Below are 26193 nucleotides of genomic sequence, written 5' to 3'. Positions count from 1 at the left end.
CGTAATCCGCCCGAACGCAGTGCTCCGAACAGAGGGAAAAGATGGCTAAGCAGACTCCGTTGTATCAACAGCACCTGGCAGACGGTGCCAAAATGGTTGATTTTCACGGCTGGATGATGCCGCTGCATTACGGCTCACAGCTTGATGAGCATCACATCGTACGTCGTGATGCCGGTATGTTTGATGTGTCTCATATGACCATCGTGGACTTGCACGGCGCCAGAACCCGCGAATTTCTGCGCTATCTGCTGGCGAACGATGTCGCCAAACTCACTCAGCCCGGCAAGGCGCTTTATACCGGCATGTTGAACGCGTCCGGCGGCGTTATCGACGATCTGATCGTTTACTTCATTACGGAAGACTATTTCCGTCTGGTGGTGAATTCGGCGACCCGTGAAAAAGATTTAGCCTGGATCGTCCAGCACGCCGAGCCTTTTATGGTGGATGTCCGCGAGCGTGACGATCTGGCGTTAGTCGCCGTTCAGGGGCCGCGGGCGCAGGAAAAGGCGCAGAGTCTGCTCAATGATTCCCAGCGTGAAAAGATCGCCGGTATGAAGCCGTTTTTCGGCGTTCAGGCCGACGATCTTTTCATCGCCACGACGGGTTACACTGGTGAAGCCGGTTATGAAATCGCGCTGCCGAAGGAGAAGGTTGTTGCGCTATGGCAGCAGCTTCTGTCGGCCGGGGTCAAGCCATGCGGATTGGGCGCGCGCGATACGCTGCGTCTGGAAGCCGGGATGAACCTTTATGGCCAGGATATGGATGAAGGCATTTCGCCGCTGGCCGCCAACATGGGCTGGACGATTGCCTGGCAGCCGGAAGATCGCCAGTTTATCGGCCGTGAAGCGCTGGAGCGTCAGAGGGAAAAGGGAACTGAGCAGCTAGTCGGATTGGTGATGACGGAAAAAGGCGTATTGCGTAATGATTTGCCAGTGCGCTTTACTGATAGTGAAGGGGTGATGCGGGAAGGCGTGATTACCAGCGGATCCTTTTCACCCACGCTTGGCGTGAGCATTGCGCTGGCGCGCGTCCCGGCCGGCATTGGCGAACAGGCGATTGTTCAAATCCGCAATCGCGAACTCCCGGTGCATGTCACCAAGCCTGGCTTTGTCCGTGCCGGAAAAGCTATTGTTCAATATTAACGCTATCCGGATTTCAACCGCGGCCAGCCGTGCCGCGGCTTGTAAATTCAAGGGTATGCGGTTCAGTTTTAACCGTTTTGTGAAGGAAGGAGAGGGTGGCAATGAGCGATGTACCAGCAGAATTAAAATATACCGCTTCGCACGAGTGGGTGCTGTCTGAAGGTGAGGGCGTCTATCTCGTCGGTATTACCGAACACGCGCAGGAATTATTGGGCGATATGGTGTTTATCGATTTGCCGGAAGTCGGCACTATCGTTTCCGCCGGCGATGACTGCGCCGTGGCCGAATCGGTCAAGGCGGCGTCCGATATTTATGCGCCCATCAGCGGCGAGATCATCGAAGTCAACGAAGAGTTGGAAAACTCGCCGGAATTGGTTAACAGCGCGCCCTATAGCGATGGCTGGCTGTTCCGTATCAGATCGTCCGACGAGTCCGACTTAAACGAACTGCTTGATGCCGAGGGATATCAGGCCGCTCTGGAAGAAGACGAATAAATCGTGACTGCGCCCCGGACTCCGTTGAGCCGGGGCGTTTTATTTTGTTCCCTCGCTCTGGGTTATCCCGCCGGGTGTGACGCAGAGAATGTTTGATGCAGGAAATTTTCGTAATGACCCAGACTCTCAGTCAACTTGAACATAACAGCGCTTTCGTGGAACGTCATATTGGTTCTTCCGCCGGGCAGCAACAGCAGATGCTGGCCGCGGTCGGCGCGGATTCGCTCGATGCGTTAATCCGGCAGATCGTGCCCGCCGATATCCAGTTACCCAGCCCGCCCGCGGTCGGCGATGCGGCGACGGAACATCAGGCGCTGGCCGAGCTGAAAGCGATCGCCGGCCAGAATCAGCGTTATAAAAGCTATATCGGCATGGGGTATAGCGCCGTGCTGATGCCGCCGGTGATTTTACGCAACGTGCTGGAAAATCCGGGATGGTACACGGCCTATACGCCTTATCAGCCGGAAGTTTCCCAAGGGCGTTTGGAAGCGTTGCTGAATTTTCAACAAGTGACTCAGGATCTGACTGGGCTGGAGCTGGCTTCGGCTTCCCTGCTGGACGAAGCGACGGCGGCGGCGGAAGCGATGGCGATGGCGAAGCGCATCAGCAAACTCAAACAGGCCAACCGTTTCTTCGTTGCCGATGACGTTCATCCGCAAACGCTGGATGTGGTGCGCACGCGCGCCGAAACCTTCGGTTTTGAAGTAGTGGTCGGTAGAGCGGAGCAGGCGCTGACGGACGACGGCGTGTTCGGCGTGTTGTTGCAACAGACCGGTACGACCGGCGAGTTGCATGATTATGGCGCCCTGATGGCGGAGCTGAAAAAACGTAAGGTGGTCAGCTGCGTTAGCGCCGATATCATGGCGCTGGTGCTGTTGACCGCGCCCGGTAAGCAGGGGGCGGATATCGTCTTTGGGTCCGCTCAACGTTTTGGCGTGCCGATGGGATACGGCGGTCCGCACGCGGCGTTTTTCGCCTGCCGCGATGAATACAAACGCGCCATGCCGGGGCGGATTATCGGCGTTTCCGTTGATGCCGCAGGCAACACCGCGTTACGCATGGCGATGCAAACCCGCGAACAGCACATCCGCCGTGAAAAAGCGAACTCGAACATTTGTACGTCACAGGTGCTGCTGGCCAATATCGCCGGCATGTATGCGGTTTTTCATGGCCCCGAAGGGTTGCGGCGTATTGCCGGACGTATCCATCGTCTGACGGATATTTTGGCGCTCGGACTACGCCAGAGCGGGCTGAAATTGCGCCATCAGACCTGGTTTGACACCTTGACCGTCGAGGTGGACGACAAAGCCGCCGTGCTGAGTCGGGCATTGAGTTTCGGCGTCAACCTGCGCAGCGATCTGGACGGCGCAGTCGGCATTACGCTGGATGAAGCCACGACGCGGGAAGACGTATTGACGCTATTCGCCATCTTGCTGGGATATTCCCACGGTCTGGATATCGATACGCTGGATGCGGCGGTCAGCCGGCAGGAAACCTCGATTCCCGCGGCCTTACTGCGTGATGACGCCATCCTGTCCCATCCGGTGTTCAATCGCTACCACAGCGAAACCGAGATGATGCGCTATCTGCACCGTTTGGAATGCAAGGATCTGGCGTTGAATCAGGCGATGATCCCGCTGGGCTCTTGCACCATGAAGCTCAATGCCGTTGCTGAAATGCTGCCGATTACCTGGCCGGAATTCGCTGAACTGCATCCGTTTTGTCCGCCGGAACAGGCGCTCGGCTATCGCAAGATGATCGAACAGCTGGCCGGCTGGCTGGTGCAGCTGACGGGGTATGACGCGGTGTGCATGCAGCCCAACTCCGGCGCTCAGGGCGAGTACGCCGGGCTGTTGGCGATCCGCCGTTATCATCAAAGCCGCAATGAATCCGCCCGCGATATCTGCCTGATCCCCAGTTCGGCGCACGGCACTAACCCCGCTTCGGCGCATATGGCCGGAATGAACGTGGTGGTGGTGGCCTGCGACAAGCAGGGCAATATCGATCTTAACGATCTGCGTGACAAGGCGCAGGCGGCGGGCGATAAGCTGGCCTGCATCATGGTGACCTACCCCTCCACTCACGGAGTGTATGAAGAAACCATCCGCGAGGTGTGCCAGATCGTGCATCAGTTTGGCGGTCAGGTGTACCTGGACGGCGCCAATATGAATGCGCAGGTCGGCATTACGTCGCCAGGCTATATCGGCGCGGACGTTTCTCACCTCAACCTGCATAAAACCTTCTGTATTCCCCACGGCGGCGGCGGTCCGGGCATGGGGCCGATCGGCGTGAAAGCGCATTTGGCGCCGTTTGTCCCTGGGCACAAAGTGGTGAAAATGGACGGCGTGTTGACCGAACAGGGGGCGGTGTCCGCCGCGCCGTTCGGCAGCGCCTCTATTCTGCCGATCAGTTGGATGTATATCCGTATGATGGGCGCCGAAGGGCTGAAGCAGGCGAGTCAGATGGCGATCCTCAACGCCAACTACATCGCCGCTCGGCTACAGTCGTCTTATCCGGTGCTGTATACCGGGCGGGACGGACGCGTGGCGCACGAATGTATTCTGGATCTCCGTCCGCTGAAAGAGAGCAGCGGCATCAGCGAAATGGATATCGCCAAGCGGTTGATTGATTATGGTTTTCATGCGCCGACCATGTCATTCCCGGTCGCCGGCACGCTGATGGTTGAGCCGACGGAATCGGAAAGCCAGGTTGAATTAGATCGCTTTATTGATGCGATGCTGGCGATCCGTAAGGAGATCGATCGCGTGGTTAACGGCGAATGGCCGCTGGAGGATAACCCGTTGGTGAATGCGCCGCATACTCAGACTGAACTGGCCGGCGACTGGACTCATCCTTACAGCCGTGAACTGGCGGTATTCCCGGCAGGCGGCGAAAACAAATACTGGCCTACGGTGAAACGTCTGGATGATGTTTACGGCGACCGTCATTTGTTCTGTTCCTGCGTACCGATGGCGGATTACGAGTAAGCCCGCCTTCTCCGAGCAGTCAGCCCGCCGGTTGTCCGGCGGGTTGATAATTGCCGCAACGCGCTTTTCCTCTTTTCTTCTCAAGCTGATTGAAATCAAGGGTTAGGTTCTTTTTCAATACAACGGCAAATTGGTTGTGTAGAAAAATTATTTGCATTGAAAGTAAACTGTCACTTAACTGCCTCTTCCCTGACATAAAGCGCATTTAAGGTTATTCACTTGTGTTTAAACCTGTAACTGATGCGTTATGCGTGCAAAATATTTTCCTTATTTGGTGCTGTTGCCGACGCTGGTTTTTCTTTTCGCTTTCACCTATTTTCCCTTGATTCGCTCGGTTATCGACAGCCTTTATGACACACGGATGAGCGCCGAACAGCCCCAGTTTGTCGGGTTGGGTAACGTTATTCGCCTATTTCAGGATGAGGTGTTCTGGCGCGCATTGTGGAATAACGTACTGTATATTCTGATGACGGTCGTTCCCGGCGTGCTGTTGGCTTTGGCGCTGGCCGTGATGCTGTGGGAAAACTCGCGGGTTAACCGCTGGCTGCGCACCGCCTTTTTCTTCCCGATGATTGTGCCGCTGGTCAGCGCGGCGACGCTGTGGCTGTTTATCTTTATGCCGGGGTTGGGATTGCTGGATTACTATCTGGCGAAAATGTTCGGCCCGATGAACAACAACTACCTCGGCATGAGCGATACGGCGCTGATTGCGGTCAGCATTATCGGCGTCTGGAAATTCGCCGGTTATTACATGCTGTTTTTTCTGGCCGGCTTGCAGTCTATTTCGACTTCGGCGCGTGAAGCCGCCATTATGGAAGGCGCTTCGAAATGGCAGGTTTTTTTTCATGTCACTCTGCCGTTACTGCGTCCGACCCTCGCTTTCGTGATTACGATCGCCTTCATTTACGCCATCACCCAAATCGATCACGTCGCAGTAATGACCCGCGGCGGGCCGAATAATGCCACCACGGTCCTGCTTTATTACATTCAGGATCTGGCGAACGACACCCACGATCTTGGCAAAGCCTCCGCCGCCACCTTTATTACGCTGTTGATGCTGTTTGCGTTCTCGATCCTGAATCTGAAAGTGTTGGAAAAAGGAGCGCATTATGAGCGTTGAACATCTGCATCCGCTGCGCCTGACGCTGCCGCTGTTGTTGATCTGCGCCGCATTGCTATGGATCAGCCCGTTTTTGTGGATGCTGTCGGCGTCCGTCAGCAGCAGCAGTTTCGGCGTCGACATGGCGTCGATATTTCCCCGTCTTCCGCTGACGCTGGATAACTTTCGCGAGGCGTGGATCAGCGCCGACTGGCCGTTGCTTTATCGTAATACGCTGGTTTTTTCCCTCGGCACCTTTCTGGTTCAGTTAGTCACCATCACTACGGCGGGCTACATCTTCGCCTATCACCAGTTTCGCGGCAAAACCCTGCTGTTCTACCTGTTGCTGATTCAACTGATGATCATGCCGGTGGTGATGATGGTGCCGAATATGATGACGCTGAAGCAGTTGGGGCTGCTCAACACCTTGACGGGCGTGATGCTGCCGTATTGCGCCTCGGCGTTTGGCGTGTTTCTGATGCGTCAGGCGTTTCTCAACATTTCCAAAGAAATTGAAGAGGCCGCGCTGATGGAAGGGTGCCGCTGGTGGCAGGTGGTGTTCCACGTATTAATTCCCATGACATGGCCGTCAATCCTGGCTTTCGCCACCGTCAGCATCACCTATCACTGGAATGAGTATCTCTGGCCGCTGATGGTGCTCAACGATCCCGACAAACAGGTGCTGACCATTGGTCTGGTGTCGTTTGCCATGGGGGCGGAGTCCGGCGGGCAGTGGGGACTGATTTGCGCCGGAACGCTGATGGTGTGTTTGCCGCTGATGTTGGCGTTCGTCCTGTTCCAGAAGCAGTTTCTGAGCAGTTTCGGTTTTTCGGGGATCAAGTAAGCGCCTTTCTATCGGCGTTAGGGGAGACGGCTATGTTGCTGGCACAAATTTCCGATCTGCACTTTCGCAGTGAAGGACGTAAGTTATATGAATTCATTGATATTAATAGTCAGAATGCCGAGGTCATCAACAAACTGAATGCACTGACGGAGCGGCCGGATGCCGTGGTGATAAGCGGAGATATCGTCAACTGCGGCTATCCGCAGGAGTATCAGGTTGCCCGCAATATCCTGCAAATGCTGGATTATCCGATGTATGTGATCCCCGGCAATCACGACGATAAGCACAATTTTCTCAATGCCATGCGCCCGCTGTGTCCGTTGCTGGGGGATGATGCGGAAAATATGCGTTATGCGGTGGATGATTTCCCGGTTCGTCTGCTGTTTATTGACACCAGCCTGGCGGGGCAGTCGAAAGGCTGGCTGACGCCGTCAACGCTTGAGTGGCTGGGACAACAGCTCTCCGACCATCCGACGCGGGAAAGCGCGGTCTTCATGCATCATCCGCCTTTGCCGCTGGGATCGGCGCAAATGGATCCGATCGCCTGTGAAAACGGCTATGAACTGCTGGGCCTCATTGAACGCTTTTCCCAATTGACCCGGGTTTTCTGCGGTCATAACCACCGTTTGATCGCCACGCAATACCGCCAGGCGCTCATTGCCACGGTTCCGGGGACGGTGCATCAGGTTCCCTATTCTTATATTGATGACGCGCCATATTACAACCTTGAGCCGGCTTCCGTGGTGATGCATCGCTATGTGCCGGTGACCGGGCTGGTCAGCTATTGTCAGTCGCTGGCGCCGTTTGCCGGCCCCTATCGCTACGATGCCCGCATCAGTTGCCCGGTGGATGAGTCATGGCTGTGATTGAGTTACGTAATATCAGTAAGCAGTTTGAACAAACCCAGGCGCTGAAATCGCTGTCGCTGGAGATTGCCGACGGCGAGTTTCTGGTGCTGGTCGGTCCGTCCGGCTGCGGCAAAAGTACCTTATTGCGTATGTTGGCCGGTCTGGAAGAGGTCAGCGAGGGGCAAATTCTGCTCAACAAGCAAGAGATCACGACATGGAGCCCGAAGCAGCGTAATTTTTCGATGATTTTTCAGAACTACGCGCTGTTTCCGCACTTGACGGTGGAGCAGAACATCACCTTCGGCATGCGGATGCGCGGGGAGCCCAAAGCGGAATACCCGCAGCGCGTGCAGCGGGTCGCCAGCCTGCTACAGCTCGAACCTCTGCTGTCGCGTAAGCCGGGCAAACTCTCCGGCGGGCAGCGCCAGCGGGTGGCGATGGCGCGCGCCATCGTCCGCAATCCCCATCTGTTTCTGATGGATGAGCCATTGTCGAATCTGGATGCCAGGCTGCGCAGCGAAGTCCGGGACGGAATTATGGCGCTGCACCGGCAACTGAAAACCACCACGGTTTATGTTACGCACGATCAGATTGAAGCCATGACCATGGCCGATCGGATCGCGGTGCTGGATCGGGGGGAATTGCAGCAGATAGGCACGCCCGAACAGCTTTATGCTCATCCTGCCAATGTGTTTGTCGCGGGATTCATCGGCACGCCGGCGATGAACATGATCTCGCTGCCCTGCGCGTCGGGGCAGGCCGTGTTGTTGGATCAACGCATCACACTGCCCGCAACGAACGAAACCCGCCAATTGACGGAAGTGCTGCTTGGCATCCGTCCCGAACACATTTCCGAACAGGCCGTATCAGAAGGCCGGATGCAATTGCCGGCAACGGTCGTGCAGCGGGAGTTGTTTGGCGCTGAATATCTGATTCAGGTGGATACCCCGCTAGGCGTTCTCCGTTACCGGCGAGCCAACCGGGAAGGGGTGCCGGGGATTGGTGCGGCGCTGACGCTGAGTTTTTCGCTACAGGATTGCCATTGGTTTTCCGGGCTCACCGCCCGTAATTTATCCCAGGAGAAAATAAATGCGTAAATATCATGCCGCTGTGCTGGCCATCGCGTTGTTGAGCGCGGGCCAGGCGTTAGCCAAACAGAGTATCGACTTTATGTTTCCCGCGCCGGTGGACGGTAAGCTGACCATGGAAATGAAGCGCATCATTAGCGATTACAACGCATCGCAGGACCAGGTCGAGGTGCGCGGTATTTTTACCGGCAACTATGATACCACCAAGGTGAAGGCCGAGGCGGCGGCGAAAGCGGGCGATCCGCCGGCGCTGGTGATCATGTCGGCTAACTTTACCGCCGATCTGGTGATTAAGGATCAGATCCTGCCGATGGATGAGCTGTTTAAATACGGCAACGAGAAGGCGACGCCGTTCCTGATGCAAAACTTCTGGCCTGCGCTGCACCAAAATGCTCAGGTGATGGGCGTGACCTATGCCATCCCATTCCACAACTCTACGCCGATTCTGTATTACAACGAGAATATGCTCAAGCAGGCCGGATTCAATGAGCCGCCGAAAAGCTGGGACGAGGTAGTCGATGTGGCGAAGAAACTGACCGATCCGGCGAAAGGACAGTGGGGAATTATGATCCCGTCGACCAACGACGACTACGGCGGCTGGATGCTGTCTGCCCTGACGCGCGCCAACGGCGGCGCTTATTATAATGCGGACTATCCGGGCGAAGTGTATTACAACACGGCGTCGACCAAAGGCGCGTTGCAGTTCTGGCGCGATCTGGTGTATCGCGACAAAGTCATGCCGGCCGGCGTGCTTAACTCCAAACAGATCAGCGCGGCTTTCTTTTCCGGCAAGCTGGGCATGGCGATGCTGAGCACGGGAGCATTGGGCTTTATGCGTGAAAACACCAAAGATTTCACGCTGGGCGTGGCGATGATGCCGGAAAAAGTGCGGCGCGGCGTGACGATTGGCGGCGCCAGCCTGGTGAGTTTTAAAGGGATTTCAGAGGAGCAGAAAAAGGCCGCCTGGCAGTTCCTGAGCTATCTGGTCAGCCCGGAAATAAACGGCAGCTGGAGCCGTTTCACCGGTTATTTCGCCCCGCGAATGGCCGCTTACGATCTGCCGGAAATGAAAGATTATCTGGCGAAAGATCCGCGGGCCGAGATTGCGCTCTCGCAGTTGCAGTATGCGCATCCGTGGTATGCCACCTACGAAACCGTGGCGGTGCGTAAGGCGATGGAGAATCAGCTGGCGGCGTTGTTGAACGATCCCGCGATGAACGTGGATAAGGCGGCAACCGCCGCGCAGCAGGAAGCGGACGGCATTATGAAGCCTTATGTCGAGCGGACGGCGCTGAGTTTACCGAAGTAACCGCCGCCACATAGCGATTGTTATTCATTCAGACGTAAAGCAGGTTTCGGGCGTGATATGCAAAGGGATATCGCCGCGCCCGTCTCGTGCCGGGCGCTTTCCTCAGCGCTTAGAACGATGCTCTTAGCGCAGCCATCCCCTGGCTTTGGCCGCTTCCAGATGCTGTGTCAGGTGTCGCCACAGTTCAGGATTGATGCCGGCGATAAACTCGGTGCGGTTTAATACCTGCTCCAGACGGATGCCGTTTTCCACCCAGCTTTGACCCTGGTTATGCAAATTCATGAGCACCGGCATGATGCGGTCGAGCATCAGGGCAAAACGGGCATTGGCGGTTTCGCCCGCTTCGTATTCCAGCCACAGTTGATGAAAATGTTGACGCTGTGGCTCAGGCAAGAGACCAAACAGGCGGGCGGCGGCGGCCACTTCCTGGGCGTGGACGGCGGCGCGGGCGGACAGGTCGTAAACAATGACATCCCCGGCGTCAATTTCCACGATATCGTGCACCAGCGCCATTTGAATCACGCGGTTGATATCAACCTCTTTCCCGGCGTAGGGCGCCAGGCTCATGGCGGCGACGGCAAAATGCCAGCTATGTTCGGCTGAGTCTTCGTGGCGCGGGCTGCCGATAATTTTTGAGCGGCGCTGAACGCTTTTTAATTTATCAATTTCCATGAGAAAACCGACTACCTCGGTCAGCGAACCGAAATCCAGGGCGGATGGAGTTAACGACATTGGAACAACCTCTTCAATCGAAACCGGATAAGCGGTTAAACGGGCGGGGCAGCCGGCTGCATGCTCAAAGCCTGATAGCTCTCGACAGCCCCGGAAAGCATTTCACTATGAACGCGCTTTAAAAGCGGATAATTGTAGGGGATGTCTCGGAAGATTTATATGCATGATTTTTGTTAAAACTGAAATAACGGGGGAAAAATTATTTTTAGCTTACACGTGTATACTGAAACTATTCTCAGTTAAGCTGTCCAAGGATTATTCCCCGGATAGATGACGACACGTCCGCCGCGCTTGATAGGGACGGCGATTGTGCCGGTGGAATAGGAGCTAATGAGGTAAACGATGGCGAAAAATTTGTGGGAATCGGGTTATTCGCTGGCGGAAGAAATCGCCAACAGCGTCAGCCATGGAATCGGCCTGGTTTTCGGTATTGTCGGTCTGGTTTTGCTGTTGGTGCAGGCCGTTGGCCAGGGCGCCGACGGGGTGGCCATCACCAGCTACAGTCTTTACGGCGGCAGCATTATTCTGCTGTTTCTGGCTTCAACGCTGTATCACGCTATTCCTTCGCCGCGAGTCAAGCCCTGGCTGAAGAAGTTCGATCACTGCGCGATTTATGTGCTGATTGCCGGCACCTATACCCCTTTCTTGCTGGTCGGTCTGAACTCTCCGCTGGCTCACGGGCTGATGGTGGTGATCTGGAGTATGGCGTTGTTGGGCGTTATTTTTAAACTGGCGTTTGCTCACCGCTTTGAAGCGTTGTCGCTTATTACCTATCTGGTGATGGGCTGGTTATCGTTAGTGGTGATTTATCAGCTGGCTATGACGTTGTCCATCGGCGGCGTTACGCTGTTGGCGGTCGGCGGCGCAATTTATACGCTGGGCGTGATTTTCTACGCCTGTAACCGTATTCCTTATAACCACGCCATCTGGCACGGCTTCGTGCTCGGCGGCAGCGTCTGCCATTTTCTGGCTATTTATCTGTACGTTTAACGCTGAGTCGATGATGCCTGCAAGCGCAGGCATCATCGATGAATTTCACTCTTCAATAATCGCATAAGGCAGCGGCTGGATCGCCAGCTTGCCGTCGGCATCCTCCCGCACGCGCAAGGTGCTATCGGCCTCCAGATCGTTGTTCAGCACCGCCTGAACCCATACGCTTTCATTCTGCAATCGGCAGGCCGCCAGTACGGTGCCGGTACGGCGCCAGTTATCGCCCAAGCGCAATTCCAGATCTTCCCCGGCTTCGGGAACCCGTCCAGCCTGACCCGCCAGCCAGTAGAGCGCCCGTTTATTGGCTCCCCGATACTTGGCGCGGGCGACCATTTCCTGCCCGGCATAGCATCCTTTATTGAAGCTGATCCCGTTTAATGCCTGCAAATTAGCTGCTTGCGGTATGAACTGCGCACTGTTTCCGCTGTCAATGATCGGCAGGCCGGATTCAATATCCAAAGCCAACCATTGGCGGCTATCATTTAACTCGGTTTTGCCCGTAAGCCGTTCAAGCAATGCAGCGCATCGCTGGGCGGTCAGCACCAACAGGAAACGTTCGGCTGGATGTGAGAAATGCAGCACCGCGGCTCCCTCATCCTGGATGACCGGATGTTCGGCCGTGGGGAGTGAGCTGAAGGCAGACTCAAGCCGCTTGCGAATGTCCGCGCCGGCGGCGCCCAACAGAATGAGGTCGTCGTCCGCCGCGATCGTCGTTTTGGAGAAAACCGCGTATTTTTTCAGCTCGCTGAGTTGCGTGTCACGCACGCTTCGACGTTCGATGAAGGCGAATCCTTCTCCGTGGTGGAATAAACGCAGGTCGCTCCACATTTTCCCCTTGGCGTCACAGTGTGCGCAGAGTATGTGTTGATCGGCGGGGAGAGCGGCGACATCGGCGGTGACTTGCCCCTGAAGGTATTTGACGGTGTCTGGGCCGGTTAATGTAACCAGCGCCCAGTCATCAAGCGAGATCAGTGTGGCGGATAAATCGGCGGAGGCAAACAGTGGTTGTGAAGCAAAAGACGGTTGATTAGCCATAATACGATCCTACGCTGCTATGCTGTAAGCGAATGACCTAATGGTAAAAGAGCGGTAGGGGTTTGCAAGCGGTTATTGTGTTGGCTCGATTAAGCCCTTGATACAATCATCGGCAATACGTCATTGAAATATGTCAAAGTGTTACTATTAGTTTAATATCTGCAGATGAAATCGGGTTACACTAATAGGCATGATCGATAATAAGGTGGCTTTAAGTATGGAAATCGATAATAAATCACGGATTCATTGGGCATGTCGGCGTGGTATGCGTGAACTGGATATTTCTATCATGCCTTTCTTTACGCATGACTATGATGCTTTAAGCGACGACGATAAACGAGCGTTTGTCCGTCTGCTGCAGTGCGACGATCCGGACTTGTTTAACTGGTTGATGAACCACGGGGAACCGCAAGACCAGGATCTGAAACGCATGATCTCCCTCATCCAGACGCGAAATAAAAATCGTGGCCCAGTGGCAATGTGATCTTCGCGTGTCCTGGCGCATGCAGCTCTTCTCGCTGGTTGTGCACGGGTTATTGGTTTTACTGATTCTGCTGGCTCCCTGGCCGGACAGTTATACCGTGTTGTGGCTGGGGATGGTGACGCTGGTGGTGTTCGGTTTTATCCGTAGTCAGCGAAACATCAAATCCCGGCAGGGTGAAATTTTACTGCGTAGCGCAACGCGGCTGCGCTGGCAGCAGCAGGAATGGTTGATTACTAAGCGTCCCTGGATGTTGAAGAATGGCGTTCTGCTGTCGTTGAAAGCGATCGACGGCAAAGGCCGGCAGCGCCTGTGGCTGGCGTCGGACAGCATGGGGGATGACGAATGGCGTCATTTGCGCCAGTTGCTGCAGCATAAAAGCTGGGCGCAGTGATGACGAAAGGCCGAGCGAGGGTTCTCAGCTCAGCGATGGACGGTACTTCTCCCTTTGTTTGATTTTCCGTAACGCTTTATCCGCCAAGGCTATTTTCACTTCCCGCCGCTAATCTGTCTGCGTTGTTTTTTGCTTAGTCTCGCGGTCTGCGTCAGTGGATCATGCGCAAAAACCGCCGCGGTGATTTACGGCGGCCGGCGCAGCAGGTATCTTACGCGTCGTCCAACAAGAGAGAAACTGATGACAACGCCCGCTGATAAACATGCTGTGCAAAAAAACGCGCTGCACCCGCGTAACCGCCACCGTGGCCGCTATGATTTTACCGCGTTAAAGCAAATCCACCCGGCGCTGATTCCCTTTGTGAAGGTGAATGCCTACGGCGACGAATCGATTGATTTTGCCGACCCGGAATCTGTCAAAGCGCTGAATCAGGCGCTGTTGCACCATTTTTACCAGATTGAGCATTGGATCATTCCAGACGGCTTTCTCTGCCCGCCGGTTCCTGGCCGGGCGGATTATATTCATCATCTGGCCGATCTGCTGGCGGAAGATAATCAATCCGTGGTGCCGCGTGATGCCGCGCTACTGGATGTCGGCTGCGGCGCCAACTGTATTTATCCGCTGATTGGCCATCGTGAATACGGCTGGCGCTTTACCGGCAGCGAGATTAATCCGCAGGCGATGCAGGCGGCCAATGCCACTATTGCGGCGAATCCCGGCCTGAACCGGGCCATTCGTTTACGGCGGCAGAAAAACGCTAACGCCATCCTTTCCGGCATCATTCATAAGAATGAAATCTTTGATGCGGTGCTCTGCAATCCGCCGTTCCACGCTTCCGCCGCCGAGGCGCGACAGGGTTCGCAGCGTAAGCTGCATAATCTTGGCCTGGATAAGAACTCGCCGCTTAACTTCGGCGGCCAGCAGGATGAGCTGTGGTGCGACGGCGGGGAAAGGGCGTTTATCAGCCAGATGATTAACGAGAGCGCCGACTTTTCCCGTCAGTGCCTGTGGTTTACCTCGCTGGTTTCACGCAAGGAAAACTTGCCGGATATTTATCGGGCGCTGGAAAGCGTCGGGGCGGTGAAGGTCAGAACCATCAATATGGCGCAGGGGCAGAAACAGAGCCGTTTTGTGGCCTGGAGCTTTTTCGATACGCCAGCCCGTGCAAGATGGTGGCTACAGAAGCGGCGATAGCGCGGGATGCTTAAGGTCATCCCTGAAGAGATGACCTGCGCGAGCGTTTTTACAGCAGCGCTTCCATTTCCTGCAAAATCTGCCCGCACCACTGTTCGATACGCTCGTCGCTGAGATCGTACTGATTGACCTCATCCAGCGCCAGTCCGACAAAATGTTTGCCGTCGGCTGCCAGCGGTTTCGGGCTGGTGAAATCGTAGCCTTCGGTCGGCCAGTAGCCGATGAATTTCACGCCCAGCGGCAGTAGTTGGTCGTGCAGCATCCCCAGCGCATCAAGGAACCATTCGCCGTATCCCAACTGGTCGCCCATGCCGTACAGCGCCACAATTTTACCTTTTAGGTCCAAGGTGGGCAGCTGTTCCCAGATATTCTCCCAGTCTTCCTGGATCTCGCCAAAATCCCAGGTCGGAATACCCAGAATCAGTATTTCGTACTCTTCCATCCGCTGCGGGTCGACATCCTTGACGTTGTGCAGATCGACCAGATCGTCACCCAAAATGTCGCGGATTTTTTCCGCCGCCATTTCGGTGTAGCAGGTGCTTGAACCGTAAAATAGACCTATTTTCATCGTGTGTTCCGTAAAGCAATGATTCTATTCCATTCAATGCATTGACAAGTATTGCGGCGAACGGTTTTTCATAGCGGTTAGCATGATCGCCTTGTTGCGTAAAATCAAGCGTCTTCATTGAGCGCGATCGTTATGGCATCCGCCAGTCAGGCTTGTGTCTGTTCTGATTGCTTGTACCGGTAATGACGCCGCTGTACATAGAGGGTAAACTGCGCGGGTGATTATTGTTGGACACGGAAGGAATAGATGGCCCGCGCGGCGATGGCTCTTCACACATGGGTAAAAGGATTTACGAATAATGACTGAATCGACGATAAGACCTGTCGCGTTGCATTTTCCTCATCGCGTTTTTGAAAGCCAGAATAAAATGGATGACTATCAGGCGCCGGACATGCGCTATGGCGACCATAGCGAAGCCACCCTCAAAAATATCTTCAGCCTCACGGACGTTTCTGCGCGGGTTAATCCCTATACGCGCGCCGAGATAGAGGCTCCCGGATGGACTTACCCGTATGAGTTGGGCCGCAGGCCAAACACTAGATACCTCTCCACAGAAGAATGCCTGAACCGCCTGTTTGCCGAATTTCACGATCTCGCATGGCCTTTCGCCATGCACGGCCCGTACTCGCCCCTGATCCATCAGATGATCGACCATATGCGGTACGGCTACGGCGCGACCTTTCGCAGCCCGCTGCTTGATCAGGCGCTGAGAGAACAGCTTGTCGGCGATTTGTCGAAAGACAGCACGGTACTCAATATCAAGGCGTCTCTATTTCAAAATATTGACTGGAAAAATAAACTGTTTCCGGCAGCGGCAGAAAGAAAAATCAAAGAAGCGATAATGAATAGCATATTGCCGAAGTTTAACAGACCGATTGACAGCGTGAACGGTATGGGCATCACCGTCCATGATATCTGGGCCGCCCATATCACCCTGAAATCCCTGTATATTGGCGATAACGGCTTCCGGGCGGTGATCCACTACCGGGTGCAGGACCATTTCGGACTGGATGACACGGATATTTTGAAGTGGGCATTTCGCCAGATTCGCTTCTTTCGCATCTGGTTTGTTCTGCAACACTATGGCCCGCTGGCACAGAAGCCATTTATCAGCGAGATGGAAACCGAGGTGGAAATTACTGAGATGGGGGGTAAATGAGGATTTTGTCGAAAAAGCGTGTGGCTGCTGTTTTGGCCTTGCTGGCCGTCGTCTACGGTATTATCTGGCTTTCCCGACCGGTGAAGATTGTGGCGATTCATCAACGCAGTGATTTCAGCCATGTGCTGGTGCTGAATTTCCCGCTGACCAACCGGGGAAAGGTCGACTGGTGGTTGAAGAATAGGGAAATGCTGCAAGAGAAATACGCTATCCCCAAACGTTCGTCTTATGGCTCCTTCACCATCACCTTTTGGGACTTCGGCGAAGGATATAAAGAAGCGGGTAAATACGATCGCCGATGCTTTGAGGATATGCAGACAGAGAAAAACTGCGTTGAAAAACCTCCTCTTTTCTCTATAGATGATAACGGAAAGGGCAGTATCCTTCTCAAGACATCTACCCAGCTATACAAACAGGAACCAGACGGGAAGATTGTCCCTTTTGATTTTCAAATGGAAGTCAGATGAATGTCAGCATAAGGAATGATGCTGACAAACCGCCGTTTATCACTGAGCTGGAAATTACCAGGGAATGGGCGTAATGAAGATTTTATCGAGAAAGCGTATGGCTGCCGTTTTGACCGTGTTGGCCGCCGTCTACGGTATTATCTGGCTTTCCCGACCGGTGAAGATTGTGGCGATTCATCAACGCAGTGATTTCAGCCATGTGCTGGTGCTGAACTTTCCGCTGACCAACCGGGGCAAAATCGACTGGTGGCTGAAGAATAGGGAAATGCTGCAAGAGAAATACGCTATCCCCAAACGCTCGTCTTATGGTTCTTTCAATATCACTTTCTGGGACTTTGGCGAGGGTTACAAGGAAAATGAATACGACCGTCTGTGCTTTGAGGATATGCAGACAGAGAAAAACTGCATTGAAAAACAACTTGTTTTCGCTATAGACGACAATGGCAAAGGAGATATTACGCTTAAAACACCCAGCCAGTGGTACATACAGCAACCGGACGGGAAAATCGTCCCTTATGAACCCCGCGTGCATATAGTCAGATGAATGTCGGCATAAGGAATGAGGCTTGCCGCCAGTGGTGAAAGGCGGCTTCAGACTGGTATTGTGCGGCCGGGCGTTTGTCACCGAGACCGGCCGTATCACCGAGATGGAAATTACCAGGGATGGGGTAAATGATGATTTTATCGAAAAAGCGTGTGATTGCCGTTTTGGCCGTGCTGGCCGCCGTCTACGGTATTATCTGGCTTTCCCAGCCGGTAAAAATCGTGGCGATTCATCAGAAGCAGCATTTCAGTCATGTATTGGTGCTGAACTTTCCGCTGACCAACCGGGGAAAGATCGAATGGTGGCTGAAGAATAAGGAAATGCTGAAAGAAAAATACGCTATCCCCAAACGCTCGTCTTATGGTTCCTTCAATATCACCTTCTGGGATTTCAGCGGGGGTTACAAGGAAAGTGAATACGACCGTCTGTGTTTTGAGGATATGCAGACAGAGAAAAACTGCATTGAAAAACAACTTGTTTTCGCTATAGACGACAATGGCAAAGGAGATATTACGCTTAAAACACCCAGCCAATTGTACAAACAGCAACCGGACGGAGAGATCGTCCCTTATGAACCCCGCGTGCATATAGTCAGATGAATGCCTACATAAAAAAACGTTTCTTATAGCAGGCGACTGGTTGGTGGTTGGCATCGTGAAAGCCGTGCGGCTTTCACGACAGCGCCAATCAGAGAGACTGATGACGGGTTTCTTTACTCAACAGCAGTGCCAGCAGCGTCAGCGACGCCATCGCCGCCAGATAGATCCCCACATAGAACAGACCGTAAGTCACCGTCAGCCAGGTGGCGATATAAGGAGCGACGGAGGCGCCTAGAATGGATGACACATTATAGGAGAACGATGCCCCGGTATAACGGACTTCCGTCGGGAACAGTTCCGGCAGCAGCGCGCCCATCGGCCCGAAAGTCAGCCCCATCATACCCATGCCGCAAATCAGGAAGGCCATAACGATGACCGGACTGCCGGAACCGAGCATGGATGGAAACACCATGGCGAATACCAGCATCAGGCAGGTGACGACAATCATGGTTCTGCGCCGTCCGAAGATATCCGCCAGATAGCCCGCCAGCGGAATGATGATGGCGAAAGCAATGACGGCGATCATCAGCATCCACAGGAACGTATTGCGGGAGAAGCCCAGCCCTCTCGGCGCGGGCGTGGTGCCGTACGTCATCGAGTAGACGGTCATGATGTAGAACAGCGTGTACGTCGCCAGCATGATGAAAGTACCCAGAATGGTGGCTTTCAAGTGTTTGCTGAACAGGGTGCCGATCGGCACGCGCACCTGTTTGCCCGCTTTGGCGACTTTGGCGAATACCGGCGTTTCGTGCAGGGATACGCGCACGTACAGGCCGATCAATACCAGCACGGCGGAGAAAATAAACGGTACGCGCCAGCCCCACTGCATGAATTGCTCGTCGGTCAGCAACCAGGAGAGCAGCAGGAAGGTGCCGTTGGCAAAGAAGAAGCCAATCGGCGCGCCAAGCTGAGGGAAGGAACCGTATAACGCGCGCTTGTGGGCCGGCGCGTTTTCGGTAGCCAGCAGCGCCGCGCCGCCCCATTCGCCGCCCAGGCCCAGACCCTGGCCGAAACGGGCCAGCGCCAGCAGCATCGGCGCGAAGATGCCGATGGTTTCATAGCTGGGCAATAGGCCGATCACCACCGTGGAAATCCCCATGGTGAGCAGGGACGCCACCAGCGTAACTTTACGGCCGACGCGGTCGCCGAAGTGTCCGAATAGCGCTGAACCGATTGGGCGCGCGATGAAGGCGATGGCAAAGGTGGCTAGCGACTGTAGCGTCGCCGCCGCCGGATCGCCCTGCGGGAAGAAAATGTGAGGAAATACCAGCACTGCGGCAGTGGCATAAATATAAAAATCAAAAAATTCAATAGCGGTTCCCACCAGAGAGGCAATAATGACTTTACTTCTGGAATTTACCGGCGGCGAGTCCGCCTCTACATCGATGGTGGGAGTGATGGTAGCTTGCATGGTGATTCATCTTTTTTAACAACACGAACGACTATTCTATGCATAGAGAAAAGCGCTTTTCAACGGGGATTCAGTAGGGGGATAACCCGGAGAAAACCTGCATCTGGAGGCTATTCCGGCATATGCGGCATATGTAAAATATAATCTTATCGTATGATGTTTATACCGGAGAATGTTATGACGAGGTGAGAAATGGCGGAATATGTGAGATCTGGCAATTTCTGCGATTATGATACCCATCATCTTTCAATTTGCAGCGATATGGCTGCATTTTGACATTCTGCTCGTCCGTCTTGGAAAAATGACGGATGTGACGACGTTAGCTGGTTTACGAGTCGTTCAGGCATAATAGGCGCTCATGTGAAAGAGGATACCGCGATGCACGCGCAGGATCAGGCATTTATCGAGCAGTTTCTGGATGCACTGTGGCTGGAGCGCAATCTGGCGGAAAATACGCTGGCTTCTTACCGGCTGGATTTACGTTCTCTGGCCGAGTGGTTGGCGCATCACGATTGCGATCTGCTGCGGGCGCAGGCCGTCGATCTACAGTCTTTCCTGGCTGAACGAATTGAGGGCGGCTACAAGGCGACCAGCTCCGCGCGGTTGCTGAGCGCCATGCGCCGCTTGTTCCAATATCTTTACCGGGAAAAGATCCGCAGCGACGATCCCAGCGCCGCGTTGTCTTCCCCGAAGCTGCCGCAGCGTCTGCCGAAAGATTTGAGCGAAGCTCAGGTCGACGCGCTGCTCAATGCGCCCAGTGTTGATCAACCGCTGGAATTGCGCGATAAAGCCATGCTTGAGGTATTGTATGCCACCGGGCTGCGCGTCTCTGAACTGGTGGGGCTGACGCTTAGCGATGTCAGTCTGCGGCAGGGCGTGGTGCGGGTGATCGGGAAAGGGAATAAGGAACGTCTGGTGCCGCTGGGCGAAGAGGCGGTGTACTGGATTGAACAGTATCTGGAATACGGGCGGCCGTGGCTGCTCAACGGGCAAACGCTGGATGTGCTGTTCCCCAGTAACCGCGCGCAGCAGATGACGCGCCAGACTTTCTGGCATCGCATCAAGCACTATGCGATTCTGGCGTCAATCGATAGCGAAAAATTGTCTCCCCACGTGCTGCGTCACGCATTCGCCACCCATTTATTGAACCACGGCGCGGATTTGCGCGTCGTACAGATGTTGCTGGGGCACAGCGATCTTTCCACCACGCAGATTTATACCCATGTGGCGACGGAACGCTTGAAACAGCTTCATCAACGCCATCACCCACGGGCGTAACGAATTGATTCATTACTGATTGGCTGCAATCGGCCGATCACCAGCGGATTACCACGGCGTATTTACCGAAACAGGATTGATGAAATGAAAAAAAGGTTACTACTGCTTTCTCTCTTGGCGGCAACGGCGGCTGGCTTCGCGCATGCCGATGATGCGGCGATCAAACAAACGATGGCCCGCCTGGGGATGCAGGATGCTGAGGTTCAACCCGCACCGCTTGCCGGCATGAAAACCGTGCTGACGGACAGCGGCGTATTTTATATCAGCGAAGACGGCAAGCATCTTATCCAGGGGCCGTTGTACGACATTAGCGGCAACGTGCCGGTAAACGTGACGAACCAGATCCTGAAAGGGAAAATGGAGGCGTTGCAGGATCAGATGATTGTCTATAAGGCCGAGCAGGAAAAGTACGTCATCACCGTGTTTACCGATATCACCTGCGGCTACTGCCAGAAGCTGCATGAGCAGATGAAAGACTACAATGCGCTGGGCATTACCGTGCGCTATCTGGCGTTTCCGCGTCAGGGGCCGAATTCTCAGACAGAGAAGGATATGCAGTCTATCTGGTGCGTCGCCAACCGCAACAAGGCGTTTGATGACGCCATGAAAGGCGATGAAATATCGCCGGCGACCTGCAAAATCAACGTTGATGCCCATTATCAGCTTGGCATTCAGTTCGGCGTTAAGGGAACTCCGGCGATTGTGTTGGAGGATGGTATGGTGGTGCCTGGTTATCAGGAGCCGAAAGAGATGTTGGCGATGTTGAATGCGCACAAGGCGTCGATGAAGACGGGTGGTTGATGACGCCGTGGAATTGATAACTCAGCTCCGCCGGCGTCCGCTGGCGGAAGATATTGATTTACCTATGACGATGCCGCCGCTGTTGCGCCGTCTGTACGCGCAACGCGGCATCAAAGGCGCGGAGGAACTGGAACGCAGCCTGCGCGGCTTACTGGATTACCGGCTGCTGAATGGTATCGATCGGGCCGTCGATTTTCTGCAACAGGTATTGGCGGATCGGCGCCGTATTGTCATTGTCGGCGATTTTGACGCCGACGGCGCAACCAGCACCGCGCTGACGGTGCTGGCGCTGCGCAGTATGGGCGGCGTTAACGTCAATTATCTGGTGCCGAACCGCTTTGATGACGGCTACGGGCTAAGCCCGGAGGTAGTGGCGCAGGCGGCGGCGCTGGGGGCCGAAGTCATCGTCACGGTGGATAACGGCATTTCTTCCCACGCCGGGGTGGATGAAGCGCACCGGCGCGGTATCGCGGTACTGGTTACCGACCACCATTTGCCGGGGGAAACGCTGCCCGCCGCCGACGCCATGATTAACCCCAACCTGATCGACTGCGCTTTTTCGTCGAAATCGCTGGCGGGCGTCGGGGTTGCCTTTTATCTGATGATGGCGTTGCGGGCGCGGCTGCGTGAAAGCGGCTGGTTTAGTCAAAACATGCTGACCGAACCCAATCTGGCCGAGTTGCTGGATCTGGTGGCGCTGGGTACGGTGGCGGACGTGGTGCCGTTGGACGCCAACAACCGCATTCTGGTGGCGCAGGGGCTGAGCCGCATTCGCGCCGGGAAGTGCCGTCCCGGCATTCGCGCGCTGCTGGAAGTCGCTAATCGTGATGCCGGCCAACTGGTCGCCAGCGATCTCGGCTTCGCGCTTGGGCCGCGGCTCAATGCGGCCGGACGGCTTGACGATATGTCGATTGGCGTGGCGCTGCTGCTGAGCGACGACATCACGCAGGCGCGTATGCTGGCGAGCGATCTGGATGCGCTGAACCAAACGCGTCGTGAAATTGAGCAGGGGATGCAGGTCGAAGCGCTGCGCCTGTGCGAAACGTTGGAGCGCAGCCGTGACGAATTGCCCTATGGGTTGGCGATGTACCACCCGGAATGGCACCAGGGCGTGGTGGGTATTCTGGCGTCGCGGATTAAAGAGCGTTTTCATCGTCCGGTGATCGCTTTCGCCCCCGCGGGCGACGGCATTCTGAAAGGGTCCGGGCGTTCGATCGCCGGATTGCATCTGCGTGATGCGCTGGAGCGGCTGGATACGCTGTATCCGGGATTGATGCTGAAATTCGGCGGCCATGCCATGGCGGCGGGGCTTTCGCTGATGGAAAATCAGTTTGATGAGTTTCGCTTGCGTTTTGGCGAACTGGTGGGCGAGTGGCTGGACGCGTCTCAACTGGAGGGGGTTATCTGGTCGGACGGCGAACTGGCGCAGCCCGAAATGTGTCTATCCACGGCGGAAATGCTGCGTGATGCGGGGCCGTGGGGACAGTCTTTCCCTGAGCCGACATTCGATGGCCGTTTCCGTATTCTGCAACAGAAATTGGTGGGCGAGCGCCATTTGAAAGTGATGGTCGAGCCAATAAACGGCGGCCCGCTGCTGGATGGCATCGCGTTTAATGTGGATACGCTGCTATGGCCCGACAGCAGCGTGCGGGAAGCGGAACTGGCGTACAAGCTGGATGTGAATGAGTATCGCGGCAAACGTTCGGTGCAATTGCTGATCCAGCATTTATGGCCGCTATAAGGGAAAGGCGAAGGGTAAAAAACCTGGGAAATCATCGTGAGACGGCGCCTCGCCCCGCGGCGGTAAACGGGGCGCTGTCTCACCAAACAACGCGGTTGTTTGAGATGCCTGCGCGCGCAGGCGGGAAGCCGCGGCCATGACGAGAATAAACCGCTTTGCCAACAAGCTGAGGGGTATATAAACCCGGCGCTTAATCCGTTAGAATAGGCGGTTTGAATCTATTCCTTCATCTACGACTTAACGTAAGATTATAAAAATCATGTTTGAAATCAATCCGGTAAAAAACCGCATTCAGGACTTGTCTGAACGTACGGCCGTCCTTAGGGGGTATCTTTGACTATGATGCCAAGAAAGAACGCCTCGAAGAAGTAAACGCCGAGCTGGAGCAACCGGACGTCTGGAACGATCCGGAACGTGCGCAGACGCTGGGTAAAGAACGTTCCTCGCTGGAAGCCATCGTCGATACCATCGACCAAATGACGCAAGGGCTGGAAGATGTTTCCGGCCTGCTTGAGCTGGCGGTGGAAGAAGACGACGAAGACACCTTTAATGAAACCAGCGCCGAGCTGGACACGCTGGAAAATAAACTCGCGCAGCTTGAGTTTCGCCGCATGTTCTCCGGCGAGTATGACAGCGCCGACTGCTATCTGGATATCCAGGCGGGTTCCGGCGGTACGGAAGCCCAGGACTGGGCCAGTATGTTGCTGCGTATGTATCTGCGCTGGGCGGAAGCCAAAGGCTTTAAAACCGAAGTTATCGAAGAATCCGACGGCGAAGTCGCCGGCATCAAATCCGCCACCATCAAAATCATGGGCGACTACGCGTTTGGCTGGCTGCGTACCGAAACCGGTGTTCACCGTCTGGTGCGTAAAAGCCCGTTTGACTCCGGCGGCCGCCGTCACACGTCGTTCAGCTCCGCTTTCGTCTATCCCGAAGTGGATGACGACATTGATATCGAGATCAATCCGGCCGACCTGCGTATTGACGTTTACCGCGCCTCCGGCGCCGGCGGTCAGCACGTTAACCGTACGGAATCCGCGGTGCGTATCACCCACATTCCGACCAACATTGTTACGCAGTGTCAGAACGATCGTTCCCAGCATAAAAACAAAGATCAGGCGATGAAACAGCTGAAAGCCAAGCTGTATGAGTTTGAGATGCAAAAGAAAAACGCTGAGAAACAGGCGATGGAAGACACCAAGTCGGATATCGGTTGGGGAAGCCAGATTCGCTCCTACGTACTGGATGATTCACGCATCAAAGATTTACGTACCGGGGTAGAAACGCGCAATACCCAGTCGGTGCTGGATGGCGATCTGGATAAATTTATTGAAGCAAGTTTAAAAGCGGGGTTATAAGGAATTCTCATGGCTGAATCACAATCACAGGGTGCCGATCAGGCGCAGGAACTTAATAACGAACTGAAATCGCGTCGTGAGAAGCTGGCTGCGCTGCGTGAACATGGCATCGCGTTTCCGAATGATTTCCGCCGTAACAGTACGTCCGATGTTCTGCATGCCGAATACGACGGCAAAGAGAATGAAGAACTGGAAGCGCTGGATATCGAAGTCACCGTCGCCGGCCGCATGATGACGCGTCGTATCATGGGTAAAGCCTCTTTCGTTACGTTGCAGGACGTTGGCGGACGTATCCAACTGTACGTATCCCGCGATGATTTGGCGGAAGGCATTTACAACGAGCAGTTCAAAAAGTGGGATTTGGGCGACATCCTCGGCGCGCGCGGCAAGTTGTTCAAAACCAAAACCGGCGAGCTTTCCGTGCACTGCACCGAGCTGCGTTTGTTGACCAAGGCGCTGCGTCCGCTGCCGGATAAATTCCACGGCCTGGCCGATCAGGAAACCCGCTATCGTCAGCGCTATCTGGATCTGATCGCCAATGAAGAGTCCCGCAACACCTTCCGTATTCGTTCAAAAGTGCTGGCCGCTATCCGCAACTTCATGGTCGGTCACGGCTTCATGGAAGTGGAAACGCCGATGATGCAGGTGATCCCCGGCGGCGCAAGCGCGCGTCCGTTTGTGACGCATCATAACGCGCTGGATATTGATATGTACCTGCGTATTGCGCCGGAACTGTATCTGAAACGTCTGGTGGTGGGCGGCTTCGAACGGGTGTTCGAAATTAACCGTAACTTCCGTAACGAAGGGCTCTCTCCACGCCATAATCCAGAGTTCACCATGATGGAGCTTTATATGGCGTACGCCGATTATAAAGATCTGATCGTACTGACGGAAAACCTGTTCCGTACGCTGACTCAGGATGTATTGGGCGCCACGACGATCGAATATGGCGATCAGACTTTCGATTTCGGCAAGCCGTTTGAGAAACTGACCATGCGCGAAGCGATCTGCAAATATCGCCCGGAAACCAATGTAGACGATCTGGACGATCTGGATAAAGCCACCGCCATTGCGCAATCGCTGGGCATCAAGATTGAGAAAAGCTGGGGGCTGGGCCGTATCGTCACCGAAATCTTTGAAGAAACGGCGGAAAGCAATCTGATTCAGCCTACCTTTATCACCGAGTATCCGGCGGAAGTTTCGCCGCTGGCGCGCCGTAACGATCTGAATCCGGAAATTACCGATCGTTTTGAGTTCTTTATCGGCGGCCGTGAAATCGGCAACGGTTTCTCCGAGTTGAACGATGCGGAAGATCAGGCTGAACGCTTCGCGCAGCAGGTGAGCGCCAAAGACGCGGGCGATGACGAAGCGATGTTCTACGATGAAGACTACGTGACCGCGCTGGAACACGGTTTACCGCCGACCGCCGGACTGGGCATCGGTATCGACCGCATGGTGATGTTGTTTACCAACAGCCATACCATCCGTGACGTTATTCTGTTCCCGGCGATGCGCCCGCAGAAATAATTTCCCTGCTCGTTGAGAAACGTTATAAAGCCGGTGCTATCTGTACCGGCTTTTTTGACTAAATCAGCGGTTGCCGTTAGATGATGGATGATGATAATTTCGG

Annotated in this window: 25 protein-coding genes; 21 read left to right on the top strand and 4 right to left on the bottom strand. The window is 54.8% G+C overall.

Annotation, left to right across the window (positions count from 1 at the left end):
* The first annotated feature begins 41 nt into the window (after window positions 1-41).
* The 8 genes from gcvT to HC231_RS19940 all read left to right on the top strand — a co-directional run bounded on the left by gcvT (window position 42) and on the right by HC231_RS19940 (window position 9811).
* Window positions 42-1142 (top strand): glycine cleavage system aminomethyltransferase GcvT, encoded by a 1101-nt coding sequence (gene gcvT, locus HC231_RS19975; protein ID WP_208228429.1) that lies wholly within the window; start codon window positions 42-44, stop codon window positions 1140-1142.
* A 101-nt stretch (window positions 1143-1243) separates the two neighbouring features.
* Entirely contained in the window at window positions 1244-1636 is a 393-nt protein-coding gene (gene gcvH, locus HC231_RS19970) for a glycine cleavage system protein GcvH (RefSeq protein WP_208228428.1), read from the top strand.
* Window positions 1637-1749: 113 nt separating this feature from the next.
* Window positions 1750-4623: an aminomethyl-transferring glycine dehydrogenase gene (gene gcvP, locus HC231_RS19965; RefSeq protein ID WP_208228427.1), complete on the top strand. Its 2874-nt coding sequence runs from the start codon at window positions 1750-1752 to the stop codon at window positions 4621-4623.
* A gap of 247 nt (window positions 4624-4870) precedes the next feature.
* Complete coding sequence (locus tag HC231_RS19960; protein ID WP_208228426.1) at window positions 4871-5743, top strand: carbohydrate ABC transporter permease; 873 nt, start codon at window positions 4871-4873, stop codon at window positions 5741-5743.
* A complete protein-coding gene (locus HC231_RS19955; protein ID WP_208228425.1) occupies window positions 5733-6566 on the top strand; it encodes a carbohydrate ABC transporter permease in 834 nt (277 codons plus the stop codon). The genes HC231_RS19960 and HC231_RS19955 overlap by 11 nt, the downstream gene beginning before the upstream one ends.
* A 32-nt stretch (window positions 6567-6598) precedes the next feature.
* On the top strand, window positions 6599-7432 hold the full coding sequence (locus tag HC231_RS19950; protein WP_208228424.1) for a phosphodiesterase: 834 nt from the start codon (window positions 6599-6601) through the stop codon (window positions 7430-7432).
* Entirely contained in the window at window positions 7423-8511 is a 1089-nt protein-coding gene (locus tag HC231_RS19945) for an ABC transporter ATP-binding protein (protein ID WP_208228423.1), read from the top strand. The genes HC231_RS19950 and HC231_RS19945 overlap by 10 nt, the downstream gene beginning before the upstream one ends.
* A complete protein-coding gene (locus HC231_RS19940; RefSeq protein ID WP_208228422.1) occupies window positions 8504-9811 on the top strand; it encodes an ABC transporter substrate-binding protein in 1308 nt (435 codons plus the stop codon). Before HC231_RS19945 ends, HC231_RS19940 begins: the two co-directional genes overlap by 8 nt.
* A gap of 123 nt (window positions 9812-9934) precedes the next feature.
* Here HC231_RS19940 and HC231_RS19935 read toward each other — a convergent pair whose 3' ends face one another.
* Complete coding sequence (locus HC231_RS19935; RefSeq protein ID WP_208228421.1) at window positions 9935-10543, bottom strand: HD domain-containing protein; 609 nt, start codon at window positions 10541-10543, stop codon at window positions 9935-9937.
* Window positions 10544-10885: 342 nt separating this feature from the next.
* Between HC231_RS19935 and trhA the strand changes: the two genes are divergently transcribed.
* A complete protein-coding gene (trhA, locus tag HC231_RS19930; RefSeq protein ID WP_208228420.1) occupies window positions 10886-11533 on the top strand; it encodes a PAQR family membrane homeostasis protein TrhA in 648 nt (215 codons plus the stop codon).
* 45 nt (window positions 11534-11578) lie between these two features.
* Here the strand turns inward: trhA and ygfZ are convergent, their stop codons facing one another.
* Window positions 11579-12568, bottom strand: coding sequence for a tRNA-modifying protein YgfZ (gene ygfZ / locus HC231_RS19925; protein WP_208228419.1), 990 nt, complete (start codon window positions 12566-12568; stop codon window positions 11579-11581).
* Window positions 12569-12785: 217 nt separating this feature from the next.
* Between ygfZ and sdhE the strand changes: the two genes are divergently transcribed.
* From sdhE to rlmF, 3 genes are all read left to right on the top strand, one after another.
* Window positions 12786-13052: an FAD assembly factor SdhE gene (sdhE, locus tag HC231_RS19920; protein WP_208228418.1), complete on the top strand. Its 267-nt coding sequence runs from the start codon at window positions 12786-12788 to the stop codon at window positions 13050-13052.
* Window positions 13033-13443 (top strand): protein YgfX, encoded by a 411-nt coding sequence (locus HC231_RS19915; RefSeq protein ID WP_208228417.1) that lies wholly within the window; start codon window positions 13033-13035, stop codon window positions 13441-13443. The genes sdhE and HC231_RS19915 overlap by 20 nt, the downstream gene beginning before the upstream one ends.
* A gap of 240 nt (window positions 13444-13683) precedes the next feature.
* On the top strand, window positions 13684-14637 hold the full coding sequence (gene rlmF / locus HC231_RS19910; protein ID WP_208228416.1) for a 23S rRNA (adenine(1618)-N(6))-methyltransferase RlmF: 954 nt from the start codon (window positions 13684-13686) through the stop codon (window positions 14635-14637).
* Window positions 14638-14686: 49 nt separating this feature from the next.
* Here the strand turns inward: rlmF and fldB are convergent, their stop codons facing one another.
* On the bottom strand, window positions 14687-15205 hold the full coding sequence (gene fldB / locus HC231_RS19905; protein WP_208228415.1) for a flavodoxin FldB: 519 nt from the start codon (window positions 15203-15205) through the stop codon (window positions 14687-14689).
* 298 nt (window positions 15206-15503) lie between these two features.
* Here fldB and HC231_RS19900 point away from each other — a divergent pair, with 298 nt between their 5' ends.
* The 4 genes from HC231_RS19900 (at window position 15504) to HC231_RS19885 (ending at window position 17974) form a co-directional block, all read left to right on the top strand.
* Complete coding sequence (locus HC231_RS19900; RefSeq protein WP_208228414.1) at window positions 15504-16364, top strand: YPO3983 family protein; 861 nt, start codon at window positions 15504-15506, stop codon at window positions 16362-16364.
* Complete coding sequence (locus HC231_RS19895) at window positions 16361-16831, top strand: DUF943 family protein (RefSeq protein ID WP_208228413.1); 471 nt, start codon at window positions 16361-16363, stop codon at window positions 16829-16831. The genes HC231_RS19900 and HC231_RS19895 overlap by 4 nt, the downstream gene beginning before the upstream one ends.
* Window positions 16832-16895: 64 nt before the next feature.
* A complete protein-coding gene (locus HC231_RS19890) occupies window positions 16896-17375 on the top strand; it encodes a DUF943 family protein (RefSeq protein WP_208228412.1) in 480 nt (159 codons plus the stop codon).
* A 128-nt stretch (window positions 17376-17503) separates the two neighbouring features.
* On the top strand, window positions 17504-17974 hold the full coding sequence (locus HC231_RS19885) for a DUF943 family protein (protein WP_246494585.1): 471 nt from the start codon (window positions 17504-17506) through the stop codon (window positions 17972-17974).
* An 88-nt stretch (window positions 17975-18062) separates the two neighbouring features.
* Here the strand turns inward: HC231_RS19885 and HC231_RS19880 are convergent, their stop codons facing one another.
* The gene (locus HC231_RS19880) at window positions 18063-19385 is read right to left on the bottom strand and encodes an MFS transporter (protein ID WP_208228411.1); all 1323 of its coding nucleotides are present in this window, start codon (window positions 19383-19385) and stop codon (window positions 18063-18065) included.
* A gap of 378 nt (window positions 19386-19763) precedes the next feature.
* Between HC231_RS19880 and xerD the strand changes: the two genes are divergently transcribed.
* The 5 genes from xerD (at window position 19764) to lysS (ending at window position 26090) form a co-directional block, all read left to right on the top strand.
* Window positions 19764-20663 (top strand): site-specific tyrosine recombinase XerD, encoded by a 900-nt coding sequence (gene xerD / locus HC231_RS19875; RefSeq protein ID WP_208231446.1) that lies wholly within the window; start codon window positions 19764-19766, stop codon window positions 20661-20663.
* An 84-nt stretch (window positions 20664-20747) separates the two neighbouring features.
* Window positions 20748-21464 carry a bifunctional protein-disulfide isomerase/oxidoreductase DsbC gene (gene dsbC, locus HC231_RS19870; protein ID WP_208228410.1) on the top strand — a complete coding sequence of 239 codons (717 nt, stop codon included), beginning with the start codon at window positions 20748-20750 and terminating at the stop codon, window positions 21462-21464.
* 7 nt (window positions 21465-21471) lie between these two features.
* A complete protein-coding gene (gene recJ / locus HC231_RS19865; protein WP_208228409.1) occupies window positions 21472-23205 on the top strand; it encodes a single-stranded-DNA-specific exonuclease RecJ in 1734 nt (577 codons plus the stop codon).
* Window positions 23206-23464: 259 nt separating this feature from the next.
* Window positions 23465-24563 (top strand): peptide chain release factor 2 gene (gene prfB, locus HC231_RS19860; RefSeq protein WP_208228408.1). Its coding sequence is split into 2 segments (ribosomal slippage): window positions 23465-23539 and window positions 23541-24563, totalling 1098 coding nucleotides; the frame shifts between segments, so codons are not numbered across the junction.
* Between the two features lie 9 nt (window positions 24564-24572).
* On the top strand, window positions 24573-26090 hold the full coding sequence (gene lysS / locus HC231_RS19855; RefSeq protein WP_208228407.1) for a lysine--tRNA ligase: 1518 nt from the start codon (window positions 24573-24575) through the stop codon (window positions 26088-26090).
* The last annotated feature ends 103 nt before the right edge of the window (window positions 26091-26193 follow it).

The organism is Brenneria izadpanahii (genome assembly GCF_017569925.1).
GTDB lineage: Bacteria > Pseudomonadota > Gammaproteobacteria > Enterobacterales > Enterobacteriaceae > Brenneria > Brenneria izadpanahii.
This window is presented reverse-complemented; position numbering and strand designations above follow the sequence as displayed.